This window comes from Paenibacillus sp. J22R98 (assembly GCF_059383835.1).
The window spans coordinates 198,024-215,527 of sequence record NZ_JBXENW010000007.1; the positions used below are offsets into that span (position 1 = coordinate 198,024).

Consider the following 17,504-nt stretch of genomic DNA (forward strand, 5'->3'; position numbering starts at 1 on the left):
GGAGAGGCTTCCGTGATGGACCAAATTAAAGATTTCGTCTCGTGGTTCTTTGTCACAGGCGACCCGTTGATTTACGGGGCGGATGTGGCGATCGCGCTGACGACGGTGGCTATCATCTTCGTGCTTAGCTATTTTGGCAAATGGGGCTGGCTGTGGCGGGAATGGCTGACGACCGTCGATCATAAGCGCGTCGGGATTATGTACATCATCGCTTCGCTGCTTATGTTGTTCCGCGGCGGCGTCGACGCGCTGATGATGCGGACGCAGCTCGCTTTTCCCGAGATGAAATTTTTATCGCCGGAACACTATAACGAGGTGTTCACCACACATGGCGTCATTATGATTCTGTTCATGGCGATGCCGCTCATGTTCGGCTTATTCAACATCGCAGTGCCGCTGCAACTCGGTGCGCGTGACGTCGCATTCCCGTTCCTGAACTCGCTAAGTTTCTGGCTGTTCTTCTTCGGCGCGATGCTGTTTAATATGTCATTCGTGATCGGCGGCTCGCCGAATGCCGGCTGGCTGTCGTATCCGCCACTCTCAGAGATGACCGGCAGTCCCGGAGTAGGGGAAGACTTCTACATCTGGGGCATTCAAATTTCCGGGATCGGGTCCCTGATGACGGGCATTAACTTCATTGTTACCATTGTCAAAATGCGGGCTCCCGGCATGACCTGGTCGAGGGTGCCGATCTTTACATGGTCGGTCCTTTCAAGCTGCATTGCGATTATTGTCGCGTTCCCTGTGCTGACCGTAACGCTGGCGCTCCTGTTCCTGGACCGCTTCTTGGGTGCGCACTTCTTCACAATGGACGGCGGCGGTAATGCCATGATGTACGTCAACCTGATCTGGATGTGGGGCCATCCGGAGGTATACATTGTCGTTCTGCCTGCTTTCGGGATTTTCTCGGAAGTGGTGGCAACCTTCTCCAGGAAACGCCTGTTTGGCTATGGATCCATGGTGTTTGCGATGATGAGCATAAGTCTGATGGCCTATTTCACATGGCTCCATCATTTCTTCACGATGGGCTCGGGAGCAAACGTCAACATCTTCTTTGCAATATCAACGATGATCATCGCGATTCCCACAGGCGTGAAAATATTCAATTGGCTGTTCACCATGTTCCGCGGGCGAATTTCGTTTGCTACTCCAATGCTTTGGACAATCGCGTTTATCCCATGCTTCGTCGTTGGCGGCATGACCGGGGTGATGCTCTCGGTAGCACCTGCGGATTTCCAGTTTCATAACAGCTATTTCCTCATTGCTCACTTCCATCAAGTGCTCATCGGCGGGGTAGCTTTCGGTTACTTTGCGGGCTTGTATTATTGGTGGCCGAAGATGTTCGGCTTCAAGCTGAATGAAACCATCGGCAAGTGGGCGTTCTGGATATGGAACATTGGTTTCTATGTATGTTTTATGCCTCAGTACGTGGTCGGACTAGACGGCATGACTCGCCGGCTCAATTCGTACGACTGGGATACCGGCTGGTGGGCGCTCAATTTCACATCGACCATCGGCGGTTTCCTGATGGGCCTTGGCTTCCTGTTCCAGGTATGGCAGATCGCGCACAGCATCAAGTTCATGGAGAAGGACACAACCGGCGATCCGTGGGGAGCCCGTACACTGGAATGGTCCATTCCATCGCCGGCACCGCTCTATAACTTCGCGACGACACCTCTCGTTACGGACAGAGATGATTGGTGGGAGGAGAAAGAGCGCATCGCCGCAGGGAAAGCGCCTAAGAAGAAGCCGGCGCTTGAGCCCATTCATATGCCGAAAAACTCGCCGATCCCTTTCATTCAATCCATCTGCTGGTTTACAGTCGGCTTTGGCCTTGTTTTTCACTGGCTCTGGATCGCGATTCCCGGTTTCATCGGGATTGCGCTGACAATGCTGGCGCATTCGTTCAACTACGATACCGATTACTATATCCCTGTCGATGAAATCAAGCGCACCGAAGCCAATGCAAGGGGGAGTATCTAATGGCGCACGCTCATGCGCATGAAGGCCATCACGATCTGGAAGAGCTCCGTAAATTCGGCTTCTGGATCTTCTTGATCACCGACTGTATCTTGTTCGCGACGCTGTTTGCCACCTTTCTCGTCCTTCATGAGAATACGGCAGGCGGTCCGGGGGCCAAAGAAATCTTCGAGATGCCCGGCGTCATCGCCGAAACATTCATCCTTCTGACAAGCAGCTTCACAAGCGGTCTGGCTGTGCTGGCAATGAATGCGGGCAGCAAAAAAGGACTGATAGGCTGGCTTGTTGTGACCATCTTGCTCGGTGCCTGCTTTATTGGCATGGAAGTGACTGAATTTCTGAAGCTCATCCACGAGGGCCATACAATTCATTCCAGCGCGTTTCTGTCAGGCTTCTTCACGCTTGTTGGTACACACGGGCTGCACGTCTCGCTGGGCGTCTGCTGGATCACTTCGTTGATCATCCAGTTAACCCAGCATGGCATTACACCGGTGACGCAGCGCAAAGTACATATCACAAGCCTGTATTGGCACTTTCTAGATGCCGTCTGGATTTTTGTATTTACGTTCGTTTACTTGATGGGAGTGATGTAGATTGGCGCATAACAATGCTATCGGACATGGAGATCACGGTCACCATGGCTCGCTCAAGGAGTATGTGATCGGTTTCGCGCTCTCGATCATCCTGACCATCATCCCGATTCTGGCCGTCATGAACGGCTGGTTCGGGAAAACCTCAACGATCGTTGTCCTGCTGGTCACGGCGGTATTGCAATTCGCGGTGCAGTTGCTATTCTTCATGCACTTGCGCGAAGAAAATGGACCGCGTTATAACCTCATAACGCTTATTCTCGGCTTGATCATCGTCGTGGTCGTCATCTACGGTTCCGTATGGATTATGGATCATAACAAAATGTATTAGACGAGGAAGAGCCGATGCCTCCCCCATCACTTTGGGCTCGGCATCGGCTCTTCTCTCAAGCTTCGATCCATTTGCAGGAGATGCAAATCGCGTTTTTTGCGACCCTAGAGCAAGCCATCCAGGTTCTGATGGAATCGAACCAGTGGACGGAAGCAGCTGCAACTAAAAGACTTATCGCACAATTTATGACTGGCAAATCACCGGATGCTATATTCGATTCCATTTAGAAAGTCTTTGCTACTTCACGCGCTTTTCGAATCGTCTTATCTATTATCATCTTCGCTTGGTCGGAGGCTGAAGCCGTGCCCTCCACGAAGATTCCTTCCAAGGTCGGAACGCCAAGAAATTTCATGATCACATTCAGGTGGCGATGCCCCATTTCGAATGCGGCAAAGTCCGATCCAGGCGACAATACGCTTCCGCTGGCTTGGATATGAACCGCTTTTTTACCATTCATTAATCCAACCGGACCTTTGCCTGCCACATACTGAAACGTTTTCCCAGCTACGCAGATGGAATCGATATAAGCCTTCAACACGGGCGGAAACGAAAAGTTCCATATCGGATTCACGAAAACATATTTATCTACATCCACAAATTGATCAACGAGCTCGTTCAGACGATCGATTTTGGTTTGTTCCGCAGAGGATAATGGCTTGCCTTCCCCCGCTTTCTTCCAACCGTTCATGACATCGGCATCGATTTCCGGAATGTTGGATTTATAAAGATCCAGGTGTATCACTTCATCGTTCGGATTTGCTTTTCGGTAAGTCTCTATAAATGCAGCGCCGACGGACATGCTATATGAAGTATCTTGATTTTTGGGATGAGCCGTTATATACAACACTTTTTCTTTACGGCCATCGCCGTTATTAGAGCTGAATATTTTTTTAAGAAGTTGGATCACGTTAACATGACTCCTTCAATACTTAGAATGTTTTTGCCAGCTTCCAAGCTTGTTGAATGGCAGTTTCTTTAATTTGGCGAGCTTGGTCCGCCGCAGCCGCCATGCCTTCTACGAAGATGGCCTCAAAGCTCGGAACACCGATGAATTTCATAATCACGTCCAAATGACGATGGCCGATTTCAAAATCAGCATAATCGGAGCCTGGGGACAATACGCTTCCACTAGCTTGAATGTGGATGGCTTTTTTGTTGTCTAGAAGACCGACTGGACCTTTATCCGTATATTTAAACGTTTTTCCGGCAACGCAAATCGAGTCAATATATGCTTTCAGCACCGGAGGGTACGAGAAATTCCATGTCGGGTTAACGAAAACATATTTGTCTGCTTCTACGAATTGATCCACCAACTCGCCGAGTCGAGCGACTTTCGCTTGTTCCTCGCTCGTTAATTGATCGAATGCCGTTCCCGATCCCAGTTTCTCCCAGGCGCTAAATACGTCAGCATCGATGCGCGGGATATCCATCTTAAATAGGTCAAGATGTACGATATCGTCGCTCGGATTGGCCGCCGTATAGGCTTCGAGAAATTGTTTACCAACCGCCAAGCTATACGAGGCTTCGGTTTCATTCGGATGAGCGGTAATATACAAAACAGTGGACATAATCATAATCCTTCTTTCGTTTTTTATTCGGAATTTATCCGTCTACGTTTATTCCTAATAAACGTTTATTACTTTTTATTAAGCTTCTCACTTTTTGTATGTTACTATAAATTAAATATAACGGTCAATGATAATTTATGCCATGTCGCAGTCGCGTCATGCTGCAATTACGATTAAAGTCGGATTTATTTGCAACACAAATGAAACGGATCGGCTGGGCGCCGTCCGTTTCATTTGTTCATTTCTATCCTTACACCACTAAAATCCGTAAACCCGGCAAAAAAATGATTTGATTAATCCAGCAACCGTGACGCTCTCTTCTTCGAGGACAAAGTGCCCGCCACATAACAGTACGAGCTCGACACAGGTTAGCTCCCGTTCGAGCGCATACGCCCCTGCCAAAGTGAAAATAAAATCATTTTTGCCCCAGGCAATCAAAGTCGGAGGCTGATAGGTCCGCAAATACTGCTGCCATTTCGGATATTGTTCCACATTAGTTCGGTAATCGTAGCCGAGTGCCAACTGAATGGCTGCATTTCCCGGCCGATCCAGGAAAAGCTGGTCCATCGTATAGCCGTCCGAACCAATTAGAAAAGGATTACATGCGCCAAAGGTATATTGCTTCTTCGTGAACTCCTTATCGACAAGCGCGGCAAACGCTGCCTTGTTCTCGGGACTCGGATCAGCCCAAAGTGCCTTGAACAAATCGAATGGTTGTCCAAGCCCTATAGCATGTGCAACTGCGTTCTGGATGACGAAACCCAGTACCCGCTCCGGATGGCGTATGGCGAGCCTGAAACCGATAGGGCCGCCGTAGTCATGGCAATACAGAATATAGCGAGGAATGCAAAGTCCATGAATCAATAGTTCGATAACCAAGGAAAGATGCTCGAACGTATATGAGAATTCAACCACTGAAGGCATACTACTATATCCGTAACCGGGATAGTCCGGTGCAATGACATAATAGCGATCGGCCAATAGCGGTATCAAATCCCGAAACATGTGGGAAGAACTCGGAAATCCATGAAGAAGAATAATGGCCGGATTGCGCGGATTCCCTGCTTCGCGAAAGAAGACTTCCAGCCCTTCGATGTTCATTTTCTTATACCGCACAGCCAAGGACATCTGCAGTTCACCATCCTTGCAAGGTTCAATAGACTTACTATAAATATGAATAAATAGCCCATCTAAGACCAATCGGATGTATGTGGGAGTATGATTATGATCAGTACTCCCACAACCCTTTCCCCAGAATTCAAACCCTCGTCACAATTCATGTGAAAATAATCACATAGATCGGATATAATAAGCGTGTAACCACCACATGACATCAAAATGAGAGAAGGGATCCTATTGGCCGGCCATTCGCAAAACCCGAAAAACAGCAGCCGTGTAGCCAAACAAGAGAAACGCCTTATCCTGCTTTGCATCATCGTTGCGGTCATTATGCTGCTATCTCTGTCTCGCTATTTGTTTAAATAATTCGTAACCATGCAATACAACATCAAGCACTAGGGAGGGATTACATATGCTGCTTAGCAGTTATGATCCGGTCATGTACAGCCGAATGCTCACAGGACTCACGCTTGCTTTCCATATTATTTTCGCAACGATTGGTGTAGGGGTCCCGCTTATGATTGCACTCGCGGAGTGGATCGGGATCAAACGCAATGATGAGCATTACTTGCTGATGGCGCGCAGATGGGCACGGGGCTTCGTCATTACGGTGGCGGTTGGGGTTGTGACGGGGACTGCGATTGGACTGCAGCTCAGTCTGCTGTGGCCAACCTTTATGAAGGTAGCGGGGCAGTCGATTGCATTGCCGCTCTTCATGGAGACGTTCGCGTTCTTCTTCGAAGCTATTTTCCTCGGCATTTATCTGTACACTTGGGATCGATTCAAAAGCAAGATGACACACTTCTGGCTGCTCGTCCCTGTCGTCATCGGGTCGTCCGCTTCTGCCTTCTTCATTACAGTCGTTAACGCATTCATGAATGCACCGGCCGGCATCACCGTGAAAGACGGCAAAATCACAGACATTTCACCTTTCGGTGCGATGCTGAGCCCGGCAATGCCGACCAAAGTCTCGCATGTGCTCGTTACGGCTTACCTCACTTGCGCATTCGTTCTTGCTGCAATATCCGCTTGGTCGCTGCTTAAGGGCCGCAATCATGTGTATTATAAAAAAGCGCTCAAGCTAACTATGGTTTCCGCCTTTATCTTCTTAATCTCAAGTGCAATCATTGGCGATTTGTCCGGCAAATATTTGGCTAAGTATCAGCCTGAGAAGCTCGCGGCAATGGAGTGGCATTTCGACACGACAACCGAAGCACCTCTTGTGCTTGGCGGGATATTGACGGGCGACAATGAAATCAAATATGGGCTCAAAATCCCGTTTGCGCTTAGTATTCTCGCCCACGGACTACCTAATGCGGAAGTAACCGGTCTAAATGACATCCCGGAGGACGAACATCCGCCGCTCTATATTCATTACCTGTTCGATTTGAAAATGGGCTTCGTTGCGCTGATGGTCCTGGTTGCCTCAGCCTTCATGCTCACCTTATGGCGCAAGCGTGAACTCGCCTTCAGCAACAAATGGATTCTCCGCGGCATCATTCTTGCTGCTCCGCTGGCGATGATGACCATTGAGCATGGCTGGATTTTCTCGGAGGTTGGCCGTCAGCCTTGGATTCTTCGCGGCATTATGCGCACATCGGAAGGCGCAACCGTATCCGATCATGTGGATACGATGCTATGGGTATTTGCACTGCTTTACATTGTACTGGGCTTCTCGGCAGTAACCGTCTTGATCCGTATGTTCCGCAGCAACTCGGCTGAACAAGAAATCGAGGCGAAAGGCATCAAAGGAGGCGACGCGGAATGAGCTACGAAGTACTCGGCATAACCGTGCTCTGGATCTTCCTATTCGGTTACTTAATTGTCGCTTCGATCGATTTTGGCGCAGGCTTCTTCAGTTACTACAGCACGATTACGGGCAAACGCCATGTCATCAACAAGATTATTGAACGATATCTCTCTCCGGTCTGGGAGGTCACGAACGTCTTTCTCGTCTTCTTCTTCGTTGGGATGGTCGGGTTCTTCCCGGATACGGCTTACTATTACGGTACCGCCCTGCTCATTCCGGGCAGTGTCGCAGTAATCCTGCTCGCTATCCGGGGCTCGTATTACGCCTTCAACACCTATGGCACGAACAAGAACAACCGCTTCTACATGCTGCTCTACGGTGCAAGCGGCCTGCTTATTCCCGCTTCCTTGTCAACCGTAATGACGATTTCGGAAGGCGGCTACATTGAGGTCAGTGACTCCGGTCAAGTCAGCTTCCTCTTCAGTAAACTGTTCCACAGCACATACTCATGGACTGTAGTGCTGCTGGCGCTTGTCAGTGTGCTCTACATTTCGGCCATGTTTCTCAGCTATTATGCAGACCGTGCGAATGACCGAAGCGCCTTCGAGGTCGTGCGCAAATACGCGCTCGCCTGGAGTGCACCTACAATTCTAAGCAGCCTGCTCGTATTCTTCGCTATTCGCGGCCATAACGCGGAGCATTACCAGCGAATGACGGAGCATGCGTGGATGTTCGTGGTATCCTTCGCTTGCTTCCTGGTCGCGGTCTATCATGTGTGGACGCGCAAACGTCTTGGACTATCCTTCGTCTTCGTCATGCTGCAGTTCGGCTTTGCCTTCTTCGGCTATGGCGCAGCTCACTTACCGTACATTCTGTATCCGTATTTAACGATTCACGATAATTTCACCAGCGAGCCGATGGCCATTGCGCTTATTTCCGTTTTCATACTCGGGCTGCTGCTGCTGATTCCGTCGCTTTACCTGCTCATGCGATTGTTCTTGTTTGATACCAAATATGTACAGGGCAAGCGCGGCAAATAACCCTTCTGGAGGAGCTGAACCGAAATGGAGCAATTTCTGATCTTCGTTGCACCGCTGCTAGTTGTGGTATTGTCTGTGGGATATCTGTTCTGGTGGGGAGCCCGGAAGCCGAAGCCGAAACGTTAATCATGTCATAAGAAGCGGCACAATCGCACACGATAAATGGGTACGATCCCGATCCAACGATCACAGATATTTATAAAGGAGCATTCACCCACTATGACATCTTCGAAGAACCGCCGAGAGAACGCATGGAAAAGTCGAAAACAGAACCAGAAGCCTCATGGCGAGGTCAAATCGCTCGCCGAAATTTCTGATGAAGGCACCTCCGGCGTAGCCGGCTATGAGAATGCCCGCAATAACGGCGACTAGTCCGTAATAAGGAAAATGCCACCTAAACCACAACTTTTGTGGTTTAGGTGGCTTCTTTTGTGGAGCTGCAGCTTATCCCGCCGCCGCACCTGCAGCAGCTTCAACTCCTGCCAGATAAGCCGCGCTTAGATACGTTTGCTCGAAATGCTGAATCGATAGCGGCCTGCTGTGCCAATAGCCTTGCATATCCGTGCAGCCCAGCTGGCAGAGGCGTTCGGATTGCTGCTCCGTTTCCACCCCTTCAGCCAACACCTGCAGCTTCAGACTGCGCGCCATCGCAATAATGGCCTCGACGATCGCGGTATCCTCGCCAGCACCGGTAACATCCTGTACGAAGGATTTATCGATCTTGAGCGTATCGATCGGAAACCGTCTCAGATAACATAAGGACGAGTAGCCCGTACCAAAGTCATCGATGGAGATCGAAACGCCGAGCTGCTTGAGCGCATGGAACTTGCTGATGATGGCAATGTTATTTTGCATCGCCATACTCTCCGTAATTTCCACGACCAAATATTTGGCGTCCAAACCGGTTTGTCCCAATACACGAACGATCATGTCTACGATTTGATCTTGATTAAACTGGATGACGGAGAAATTGACAGCCACCGGAATTTTAGGGAGTCCGGCATCGTGCCATCCTTTCATTTGTTTGCAGGCCATGCGCAGAATCCATTCACCAAGCACAATAATATGACCGGTGCTCTCGGCAACCGGGATGAATTCACAGGGCGAAACCGATCCCAGCACCGGATGCTCCCAGCGGGCAAGCGTTTCGACGCCAATCAACTGACCTTCCTCCGCATTAAACATCGGTTGATAAACAAGATGGAACGCCTGCTCTTCGATCGCAGCGGGCAGTGCCTGCTCGATGTTCATACGGCGCGCCTGACAATGGTTCATGGACCATTCGAAGAATTGGAACTGATTCTTTCCTTTCTCCTTCGCCGCATACATCGCCGTATCCGCATTCTGAAGCAGCATCTCAAGCGTTTCGCCATCCTCCGGATATATCGCAATACCAATACTCGATGTGATGAAAATCTCCTGGTTATCCACTTGAAACGGCTCAGCCACTCGTCTTATCAGCGTTTCCGCCATGACCTCCAGCTGTGCGCGGTCGCAGTCCTGGATGATCGCCACAAACTCATCCCCGCTTAATCGCGCAACCATGCGGTTGTCCCCAATCGACTCACTGAGCATCATCGCAAAATGCTGCAGCAGCCGATCTCCCATCAAGTGTCCCATCGTATCATTAATCAGCTTAAAGCGATCTAGATCGAGAAACATTAGTGCCGCCTGCTGCCCTCTTGCGCTCACCACCTGAAGCAATTCGGGATAATACAGGTTGAACCAATTCCGGTTCGGCAGCCCGGTGAGCATGTCATAATAAGCCAGCTGCCTGATCGTATTCTCGTAACGTTTCTTATCCGTAATATCCCAAGCGATCGTTTGAATCAAGGCTTGTCCGGCAAAATGAACCAGAATCGACTTCGCTTCGATATCGATCATCGTGCCATTGAGCTTATGCATCTTCAGCTCAATAGGATCGCCTTTCGCTGAGCCGGCTTGAATGTGCTCCAGCCACTGCGCCGCAGATGCAAGACATTCCGGATGAACGAGTTCCAGGAACCCTCTCCCGATCAAGCCATCCTGCTCGGCACCGAACGTACGCAGCGCTGCTTCGTTTACGAAGGAGATAACACCTTGATAATGAACCAGAATCGGCTCCGGAGAGAAATCGACCAGCTTCCGATAACGCTCCTCGCTCTCGCGCAGCGCTTCTTCTACAAGCCTGCGTTCCGATAAATCACGCAAATACATTGTATAGATCGGGAACTTCTCTTTGCGAATGCGCGTCACGATAATTTCCACGGGAAACGCAGTCTGATTGCCTCGCGACAGAATCGTCTCTACCCTTGTCCCGAGCACGGTCTTATCCCCGATGCACAGCATCCAGTTCACCGATGTCTTATCCCGGGGCAGCTCAGGCATGAGCAGTTCAACGATAGGCCTGCCGATAACCTCACTGCGCGGATAGCCGAAGAGGTGCTCCGCTGCCGGATTAAATTCAAATATGGCTCCTTTATGATCAAACATGATGAGGCAATCGATAGCCGACTCTAATATAGAACCCTTAAGCGACATTTGCTCCGATAGCTTCTTATCGACACTCATCGAACTGATTAAGCTCACCGCCATAATCACGATCGTACCGAAAGCTACATAGATCGCCATTTCGATAAAATCCATCGCCTGCGAATCGGACATACGACTAAGCATATGTATGGGCATCGACATTTTGGCTGCCGACATCCCTGTATAATGCATGCCTGTAACGGCAATGCCCATGATGAGGCCGCTTAGCCAGTAATGATTATTTCTGCGGAAGGAGAAAATCAATGCGACAATGGATGCCATCACCGCGATGAGGATCGAGACCGAGAACAGATATGGGTTATAAGTAACCGTAAGTCCCGTTAAGGCGTACATGCCTATGTAATGCATACCGGTGATTGCAAGCCCCATAATGGTACCGCCTACAATCAACCTTAGCCTTCCGCTGCCCGAATGGCTGGCAATTCCAAAACCGACAAATGCGCCGACTATAGACACACCAATCGATACTAAAACCGTCACAAAATCATAGGTCACGCCGGTGGGCAGGTGAAAAGCGAGCATCGCGATAAAATGCATCGACCAGATCCCAATCCCCATGACGACCGCTCCGCCGAACAGCCATCCTCTCTTCTTCCAGCCCTCGGACAACAGCACATGTCTCGCTAAATTCAATGCCGTATACGAAGCGAACAACGCAATAATAAACGACAGACATACCAAGAACCAGTTGTAGCTTCCTTCGATATGATTATGCACCATTTCGATACCCCCCAGGGAGTGCCACTTGAAACGTCGTACCCTCTCCCATTTTGCTGGAAATAGAAATTGACCCGCCATGACTGGAAATGATTTTGTTGCTGATCATAAGTCCAAGGCCTGTTCCCTGCTCCTTGGTCGTAAAGAACGGTCTCCCTACCTGATCGAGCATTTCTTGAGGAATACCACAGCCGTTATCTGCAATCGAGGTCATGATCTGGTTGCCGACCTGTTCTACGGAAATCCGAATATCGCCGCCTTCCGTTGCTTCGATCGCATTCTTGATGAGATTAATGAATACCTGTTTGATCTGACTCTCATCGCAATAGATAAGCAGCTCCTGCTCCGAGAATTGCAGCTCGATGTTCACATCTTTCAGAATGGCCTGTGATTCCAGCAGCGTATAAACACCAGCCAGAAGGTCACATAGATTGGTCGCTTGAAACCGGCTGATTTGCGGCTTCGCAAGCAGAAGCAGCTCTTTGATGATGCCTTCCATTCGAACGACTTCAGAACTAATAATGGCAACATACTCCATTTTGTTCATGCCGTTTTGAAATAGCTTCATAAATCCTTTAATCGCCGTGAGCGGATTTCGAATCTCATGTGCAATCCCAGCTGCAAGCTGGCCTGCCATCGAAAGCTTCTCCGATTCCACGATAAACGACTCTTGCGCCTTGCGCTGCGTCAGATCGGTAAAGTTAATGACGACACCGGCTTGCTCGCCTTTACCCTGCATCGGCGTGATATGATATTCCACCGGAAATGTCGACCCATTCTTGCGTCGGAACAAATCATCCGCTATATATTCAGCACTGCCTGTGCGTGTAACCCTCTCGATGGGATCCCATTCCTCGCCCTCTGTCTGTAAGGCCCGCAGTCCAATCTTTCGCCCAAGTACATCAGAAGCCTCGAACCCGGTTAAATGGACAGCTGCTTGATTCCAAAAGATGACTTTGCCCCGCTCGTCCACCCGGTAGATGCCCTCTGCCACGGAATCCAAGATGTGCGAATACGCTTCATTCATCCGTTTCAGACGCTCTTCGCTCTGCTTCAAACGGCTGTCGATCATCATGATGACGATCGAATACATGCAGATTACGGATACGATCAAACTAATGCTAATGGCAAGAAAGAATTGATTTTGCGATAATGCCACCGATTCGCCCGCACGCAGTGAAGTGATGCCATGCATCATTGGCATATTGCTATAATGAAGAAATTCAACAGCTGCGGAAAGGAGTAAAGCGTGGACTAACTGCCGCTTACGGCTTAGTTTGTGGAAGCGATGCTGACTTGTGAATACGAAACCCAGCACAACGGACAGAACGATGATGGATAGGAAACCTGTAGTTGATTCGTAGTGGAGCGTCGCATGGGCTTTGATTGCTTTCATTCCAATATAGTGCATCGCTACGATGCCGCCCGTCTGAACCAAGCTGCCTAGAACGAGCAGGCTCGTCCGTTGTCGCTGCGCAGCACGCTCAAACAAGATTAGCGCCAGCGCTGACAAGGTGATTAGCACACCCATGGAGAGAAACACATAACCGAAATGGTACATCACTTTAACCGGGAATGGATAGGCCAGCAGTGCCACAAAGTGCATGGACCACACCCCGATACCAAATACAAAGGCCGCACTCATAAGCCAGAAGAAAGTTGTGTACCCGGCTGCATGAATACGCCGATAGAGATGAAAGAGGATTAAAGAAGAGCTGAATACGAGTACAAATGAAATGGCGACGAGTGCGATGGATGCCATGCCAACCTTCCTCCGGTTCATTGACTTAGCATGCTGTTTGCAAATTGGCAATAAAAAACCACCCGAATAGGATGGATGACATCTACTCGGCAACCTTGTCTACCTTAGCATCACAAGGAGTGATCCCTTAGGCCATGGCTTTGCGTCCCATAGTTTCCAAATGGTTTGCCTTTAACTTAGGTATTTAGTTGTAAAATTCTTCTAATGACTGGATTTAATTCTCATTATATGTTTTTTTGCGGAACTGTACAGAGCGAAATACGTAGAAGATTAGCTGATTTTGTCGAATCGGCAAAATATATGTAACATCATTAATTATATAAAAAAAGCCGAGGATGACAACGCCATCCCCGGCTTCCTTGTTTGTAATTCTACTCGAAGTATACGGCCTTGCCCGTGCGGGAAGACTCGTAGATCGCTTCAAGAATTTCGGAAACCACAAGCGCTTGCTCTGGTTTAACGAAAGTTTCTTTGTCGTTTTTAACGGCATCGATCCACATGCTTGCTTCAAGAACTTCTGCAGTTTCGCTCGCGCCTTCATAGAAAGCAACGCCGCCGCTGTTAAGTTCTACTTTGTTTACATAAAGGCGGCTGTTGTGCTCGCCATTGAAACGAAGACCGTCTTTCATGTCAGCGCCTGCTTTAGTACCGCTGAGGGAAACTTTAGCCTCATCGACTTCAAGCGAGTTAAGCGCCCAGCTGGACTCAAGGATAACAGTTGCACCGTTCTCCATTGTGATCATAGCGAAAGCGGAATCTTCAACTGTGAATTGTTTTGGATCCCATGGGCCCCAAGCATTCGCAGCGTTTTCGTTTTGGGACAACTTGTGGTAAGCGCGGCCAAGAACGACTTTCGGCTTGTAGTTGTCCATCATCCATAATACAAGGTCAAGCGCGTGAGTACCGATATCGATAAGCGGTCCGCCGCCTTGTTTCTCTTCATCCAAGAATACGCCCCATGTCGGAACAGCACGACGACGGATTGCATGTGCTTTAGCGAAGTAAATTTCGCCAAGCTCGCCTGCATCGCAAGCTTCTTTCAGGTAACGGCTGTCTGCACGGTAACGGTTGTTGTAACCGATGCTGAGTTTTTTGCCGGTACGTTTTGCAACTTCAAGCATTTTGCGAGCGTCAGCAGCTGTTTTAGCCATTGGCTTCTCGCAAAGCACGTGTTTGCCAGCTTCCAATGCGTCGATGGAGATGACCGCATGGGAATCGTTAGGCGTACAAACGTGAATCACGTCGATCGACGCGTCTTGAAGCAGTAGTTTATAGTCAGAATATACTTTTGCCTCTTCAGTGCCGTATTTCGCTTTTGCTTGTTCAGCCTTCTCAACAATGATATCGCAGAAAGCAACGATTTCAGCGTCTTTGACTTGGGCCAAACTTGGGAGATGTTTACCGTTGGCGATACCGCCGCAGCCAATAATGCCTACACGTACTTTTGACATTTTAAATTTCTACCTCCATGAGCCTCGAAATGATATAATTTGTAGTATGCGTGTCAGCTAGTTAGAGAGACACAACTGACTACAGTATAGACGAACTTGTCCACTAAAATATAGGCGCTATATAGGTATGGTTTTATGTGATTTTGTTATTGAAGGGATGGTACCGTGGAATTTTACAATGAGAAGGTCGTTTACGAGAACCCGCTGCTCTCCATAAAAGTGTTTCAATCCCTGCGGAATAACGATCTGTTTATCAATTGGCATTATCACCGCGAAATCGAATTGCTGCTTGTCATCACCGGCGAGCTTGACGTAAATATCGAAGATGAGTGCATAAAACTACAAACGGGCGACATCGCGTTGATCGGCGCAAGGCAGCTTCATCGCGATCGCAGCTTAAGCAGTCCCTTGAATTATATCGTTTTGCAGTTTGATTTGGAGCAATTCATCGATCAAAGCTCGATGCCGTATATGCGATTTTTCTCCGAGACGAAGAATCCGCTCAGCCGGGCGAATTATATTTTTCAAGAGAATGAATCCACTCGGGCAGAGGCGTCGGAATGTATCCGCGGCATTCTGCAGGAAGTCACGACAAAGCAAAGCGGATATGAGCTAGCCGTCAGCATGTACATAAAGAAGCTGCTCCTCCTTCTGATTCGAGGCGATTCGAGGAAAGTGCTTGCTGATCATGATGACTTTGACCGTGCTCGCCTCAGAGGGGTCATCGACTACGTGGAAGAACATCTAACCGACCGCATTCAGGTTGAAGAAGTATCGAAGCTAGCCAATATGAGTTACTACTACTTCGTTAAGTTCTTTAAGAAGGCGATCGGAATGTCCTTCACGGAGTATGTGAACTATCGCAAGATCAAATGGGCCGAGCGTATTCTGCTCACGAAGGACCTAAGCGTGTCCGAGGTCGGCGATCGGATCGGAATGCCGAATATGGCCCATTTCTATAAAATGTTTAAGAAATATAATGATTGCTCGCCAAAACAATTCCAGAAGAAAATGCTGGAGTGGAACCGCGCCTAATCTTACGTTGAACGGCAGCCTATCAGCCAATCCGCTGGAAGGATTGTTTCATGAATGTCAGACTGGTCGGCAATTCTGAGTCTAGTCGCTGAAGGCTGCATTCTGCGGAGATCCCGCCTTTGTAGCCTGCTGCCGTCAGCTGCGCGGCAAATTCCGCATATGGATATTGCCCGGTTCCCGGTGATAATCTGCCCGTATCTGCGATGTGGATATGCGCAAGCCAGTCCTTATGTGCGGTCAATGTATCCAGCGCTTCGCTTTCCTCATCCATGTGATAGAAGTCAGCCAGCACCCGAATGGAAGAATGATTAATTTGTTTCGCGAAATGAACAGCTTCCGCCACAGAGCCAATCAAATTGGTCTCTTTCTTGTTCAGCGGTTCAATAGCCAGCTTTACGCCGCTGCCCGTAAATTCCTCCGAAATCCAGCTAAGTAAAGTGAGCAGCTGGTCCTCCGCCCGATTACGTTCCCATCCATCCGGTATGTCACGCGCTCTCCCGCTTCCAAGCACGGAAATTTTCGAACCGATTTGATTCATCGCCTTCGCAGCGCGGTACAGATATCGCCGAATCCGCTCGGGTTCTACATCGGGACCAACGACCTTAATATCGCCGGGGAAAAACAAGTTAAACGCATAGACAGGCAGTGGACTCTCCTTATAAACAGGCAGCAATTCTTGATGCAAGACTTCGTTCTCCAGCTGCAGGGCGGACAGAGGACACTCGATGTAATCAAACCCGTATTTGTGAAGAAGCGCTGCGTCCTCGATCCCTCTGCACCAACCGTAAGCAACCATTCGATCAAACACCTCCATGAGTTTCTAAAGTGATTTTACCATTATTTGCTTCGGAAATTGGATGTAGCGGACAAAAAAAAGTTCACCTTATTTAGGTGAACCTAGCTTCTTCGGCATAACCAGCTTATAGCCGACGCCGCGAATGGATTCAATTTCGACCGATTGCTGACCCAGCTCCAATTTCTTGCGCAAGGAGCTGACATGTACGTCTACCGTTCGCTGTCCGCCGAAATAATCGAAGCCCCATACGACATTCATAAGATCATCGCGGGTTACGACAACGCCTGGACGTTGAACTAGATAGAGCAGTACCTCGAATTCCTTCGGCCTTAGCGGTACGGTCTCTCCATTAAGGACAACCTCATACCGTTCCGGATAAATCGATAAATCGCCGGCCGTAATGACTTTGTCCGTAGACTCCGTCAGCTTGCCGTCATCTTGACCGGTTCTGCGAAGCACCGCAGATACGCGTGCAAGTAGCTCCGCCACGCCAAATGGCTTGGTCATATAGTCATCGGCGCCACGCTTAAGACCTTGAACAACTTCTTCCTCCGCATTGCGGGCTGTCAGTACGATAACCGGCGTACGGTTGCCGCTCTGCCGCAAGCGAGATAAGATCTCGAAACCGTTCATGCCGGGCAGCATGATATCTAGAATAATAAGATCAAATGCGCGCTGCAAAGCAACCTGCAAGCCTTCCGCACCATGATCGATGACAGTCGTATCATAACCCTCTTGCGACAGGTTATACGAGAGTAATCTGGCTAACGTCGGCTCATCCTCAATGACCAACACTTTCTGTGACATGTTGACCCCCTGGCTTCCACGCATGC

General features: G+C 49.2%; 17 protein-coding genes and 1 riboswitch. Of the genes, 9 read left to right on the plus strand and 8 right to left on the minus strand.

What is annotated here, in order from left to right; all coding sequences use genetic code 11:
• Positions 1 to 15: 15 nt before the first annotated feature.
• Genes AC50Y3_RS20305 through AC50Y3_RS20320 form a run of 4 tightly spaced genes read left to right on the plus strand, consistent with a single transcriptional unit; the run spans position 16 to position 3,128 of the window.
• Positions 16 to 1,983, plus strand: a complete 1,968-nt coding sequence (locus tag AC50Y3_RS20305) for a cbb3-type cytochrome c oxidase subunit I (protein WP_494820543.1) — start codon at positions 16 to 18, stop codon at positions 1,981 to 1,983.
• Entirely contained in the window at positions 1,983 to 2,573 is a 591-nt protein-coding gene (gene cyoC, locus AC50Y3_RS20310) for a cytochrome o ubiquinol oxidase subunit III (RefSeq protein WP_494820544.1), read from the plus strand. Before AC50Y3_RS20305 ends, cyoC begins: the two co-directional genes overlap by 1 nt.
• Position 2,574: 1 nt before the next feature.
• Entirely contained in the window at positions 2,575 to 2,901 is a 327-nt protein-coding gene (gene cyoD / locus AC50Y3_RS20315) for a cytochrome o ubiquinol oxidase subunit IV (protein ID WP_494820545.1), read from the plus strand.
• Positions 2,902 to 2,915: 14 nt separating this feature from the next.
• Positions 2,916 to 3,128 carry a hypothetical protein gene (locus tag AC50Y3_RS20320; protein ID WP_494820546.1) on the plus strand — a complete coding sequence of 71 codons (213 nt, stop codon included), beginning with the start codon at positions 2,916 to 2,918 and terminating at the stop codon, positions 3,126 to 3,128.
• On the opposite strand, the gene AC50Y3_RS20325 is transcribed toward AC50Y3_RS20320, so the two are convergent.
• The 3 genes from AC50Y3_RS20325 to AC50Y3_RS20335 all read right to left on the minus strand — a co-directional run bounded on the left by AC50Y3_RS20325 (position 3,125) and on the right by AC50Y3_RS20335 (position 5,597).
• Entirely contained in the window at positions 3,125 to 3,808 is a 684-nt protein-coding gene (locus AC50Y3_RS20325) for an NAD(P)H-dependent oxidoreductase (protein WP_494820547.1), read from the minus strand. The genes AC50Y3_RS20320 and AC50Y3_RS20325 overlap by 4 nt on opposite strands.
• Before the next feature lie 22 nt (positions 3,809 to 3,830).
• Entirely contained in the window at positions 3,831 to 4,469 is a 639-nt protein-coding gene (locus AC50Y3_RS20330; RefSeq protein ID WP_494820548.1) for an NAD(P)H-dependent oxidoreductase, read from the minus strand.
• Positions 4,470 to 4,727: 258 nt separating this feature from the next.
• Positions 4,728 to 5,597: an alpha/beta fold hydrolase gene (locus tag AC50Y3_RS20335; protein WP_494820549.1), complete on the minus strand. Its 870-nt coding sequence runs from the start codon at positions 5,595 to 5,597 to the stop codon at positions 4,728 to 4,730.
• A 403-nt stretch (positions 5,598 to 6,000) separates the two neighbouring features.
• On the opposite strand from AC50Y3_RS20335, the gene AC50Y3_RS20340 reads away from it, so the two are divergent.
• The 4 genes from AC50Y3_RS20340 to AC50Y3_RS20355 all read left to right on the plus strand — a co-directional run bounded on the left by AC50Y3_RS20340 (position 6,001) and on the right by AC50Y3_RS20355 (position 8,750).
• Positions 6,001 to 7,356: a cytochrome ubiquinol oxidase subunit I gene (locus AC50Y3_RS20340; RefSeq protein ID WP_494820550.1), complete on the plus strand. Its 1,356-nt coding sequence runs from the start codon at positions 6,001 to 6,003 to the stop codon at positions 7,354 to 7,356.
• Positions 7,353 to 8,378, plus strand: a complete 1,026-nt coding sequence (locus AC50Y3_RS20345) for a cytochrome d ubiquinol oxidase subunit II (RefSeq protein WP_494820551.1) — start codon at positions 7,353 to 7,355, stop codon at positions 8,376 to 8,378. Before AC50Y3_RS20340 ends, AC50Y3_RS20345 begins: the two co-directional genes overlap by 4 nt.
• Before the next feature lie 24 nt (positions 8,379 to 8,402).
• Positions 8,403 to 8,504, plus strand: a complete 102-nt coding sequence (cydS, locus tag AC50Y3_RS20350) for a cytochrome bd oxidase small subunit CydS family protein (protein WP_494820552.1) — start codon at positions 8,403 to 8,405, stop codon at positions 8,502 to 8,504.
• A gap of 93 nt (positions 8,505 to 8,597) precedes the next feature.
• Positions 8,598 to 8,750, plus strand: a complete 153-nt coding sequence (locus AC50Y3_RS20355) for a DUF6254 family protein (protein ID WP_177186578.1) — start codon at positions 8,598 to 8,600, stop codon at positions 8,748 to 8,750.
• A 72-nt stretch (positions 8,751 to 8,822) separates the two neighbouring features.
• On the opposite strand, the gene AC50Y3_RS20360 is transcribed toward AC50Y3_RS20355, so the two are convergent.
• The 3 genes from AC50Y3_RS20360 to AC50Y3_RS20370 form a co-directional block, all read right to left on the minus strand.
• Complete coding sequence (locus AC50Y3_RS20360) at positions 8,823 to 11,630, minus strand: bifunctional diguanylate cyclase/phosphodiesterase (protein WP_494820553.1); 2,808 nt, start codon at positions 11,628 to 11,630, stop codon at positions 8,823 to 8,825.
• Positions 11,620 to 13,389, minus strand: coding sequence for an ATP-binding protein (locus AC50Y3_RS20365; protein WP_494820554.1), 1,770 nt, complete (start codon positions 13,387 to 13,389; stop codon positions 11,620 to 11,622). The genes AC50Y3_RS20360 and AC50Y3_RS20365 overlap by 11 nt, the downstream gene beginning before the upstream one ends.
• An 85-nt stretch (positions 13,390 to 13,474) precedes the next feature.
• A riboswitch (cyclic di-GMP riboswitch) is annotated at positions 13,475 to 13,569 on the minus strand.
• Between the two features lie 191 nt (positions 13,570 to 13,760).
• Positions 13,761 to 14,840: a Gfo/Idh/MocA family protein gene (locus AC50Y3_RS20370; protein WP_210655585.1), complete on the minus strand. Its 1,080-nt coding sequence runs from the start codon at positions 14,838 to 14,840 to the stop codon at positions 13,761 to 13,763.
• A 165-nt stretch (positions 14,841 to 15,005) separates the two neighbouring features.
• Between AC50Y3_RS20370 and AC50Y3_RS20375 the strand changes: the two genes are divergently transcribed.
• Positions 15,006 to 15,875, plus strand: a complete 870-nt coding sequence (locus AC50Y3_RS20375; protein WP_494820555.1) for an AraC family transcriptional regulator — start codon at positions 15,006 to 15,008, stop codon at positions 15,873 to 15,875.
• A gap of 22 nt (positions 15,876 to 15,897) precedes the next feature.
• Here AC50Y3_RS20375 and AC50Y3_RS20380 read toward each other — a convergent pair whose 3' ends face one another.
• Both AC50Y3_RS20380 and AC50Y3_RS20385 read right to left on the minus strand, forming a co-directional pair.
• Entirely contained in the window at positions 15,898 to 16,671 is a 774-nt protein-coding gene (locus tag AC50Y3_RS20380; protein WP_494820556.1) for a sugar phosphate isomerase/epimerase family protein, read from the minus strand.
• Positions 16,672 to 16,758: 87 nt separating this feature from the next.
• A complete protein-coding gene (locus tag AC50Y3_RS20385; RefSeq protein ID WP_494820557.1) occupies positions 16,759 to 17,478 on the minus strand; it encodes a response regulator transcription factor in 720 nt (239 codons plus the stop codon).
• Between the last annotated feature and the right edge of the window lie 26 nt (positions 17,479 to 17,504).

What these genes read in the sequence shown, in the direction of transcription:
- AC50Y3_RS20380 (WP_494820556.1), bottom strand. Translation starts at nt 16,671, where the DNA reads ATGGTTGCTTACGGTTGGTGCAGAGGGATCGAGGACGCAGCGCTTCTT.
- cyoC (WP_494820544.1), top strand. Translation starts at nt 1,983, where the DNA reads ATGGCGCACGCTCATGCGCATGAAGGCCATCACGATCTGGAAGAGCTC.
- AC50Y3_RS20360 (WP_494820553.1), bottom strand. Translation starts at nt 11,630, where the DNA reads ATGGTGCATAATCATATCGAAGGAAGCTACAACTGGTTCTTGGTATGT.
- AC50Y3_RS20365 (WP_494820554.1), bottom strand. Translation starts at nt 13,389, where the DNA reads ATGGCATCCATCGCACTCGTCGCCATTTCATTTGTACTCGTATTCAGC.
- AC50Y3_RS20370 (WP_210655585.1), bottom strand. Translation starts at nt 14,840, where the DNA reads ATGTCAAAAGTACGTGTAGGCATTATTGGCTGCGGCGGTATCGCCAAC.
- AC50Y3_RS20320 (WP_494820546.1), top strand. Translation starts at nt 2,916, where the DNA reads ATGCCTCCCCCATCACTTTGGGCTCGGCATCGGCTCTTCTCTCAAGCT.
- AC50Y3_RS20330 (WP_494820548.1), bottom strand. Translation starts at nt 4,469, where the DNA reads ATGTCCACTGTTTTGTATATTACCGCTCATCCGAATGAAACCGAAGCC.
- AC50Y3_RS20355 (WP_177186578.1), top strand. Translation starts at nt 8,598, where the DNA reads ATGACATCTTCGAAGAACCGCCGAGAGAACGCATGGAAAAGTCGAAAA.
- cydS (WP_494820552.1), top strand. Translation starts at nt 8,403, where the DNA reads ATGGAGCAATTTCTGATCTTCGTTGCACCGCTGCTAGTTGTGGTATTG.
- AC50Y3_RS20340 (WP_494820550.1), top strand. Translation starts at nt 6,001, where the DNA reads ATGCTGCTTAGCAGTTATGATCCGGTCATGTACAGCCGAATGCTCACA.
- AC50Y3_RS20335 (WP_494820549.1), bottom strand. Translation starts at nt 5,597, where the DNA reads ATGTCCTTGGCTGTGCGGTATAAGAAAATGAACATCGAAGGGCTGGAA.
- AC50Y3_RS20345 (WP_494820551.1), top strand. Translation starts at nt 7,353, where the DNA reads ATGAGCTACGAAGTACTCGGCATAACCGTGCTCTGGATCTTCCTATTC.
- AC50Y3_RS20385 (WP_494820557.1), bottom strand. Translation starts at nt 17,478, where the DNA reads ATGTCACAGAAAGTGTTGGTCATTGAGGATGAGCCGACGTTAGCCAGA.
- AC50Y3_RS20305 (WP_494820543.1), top strand. Translation starts at nt 16, where the DNA reads ATGGACCAAATTAAAGATTTCGTCTCGTGGTTCTTTGTCACAGGCGAC.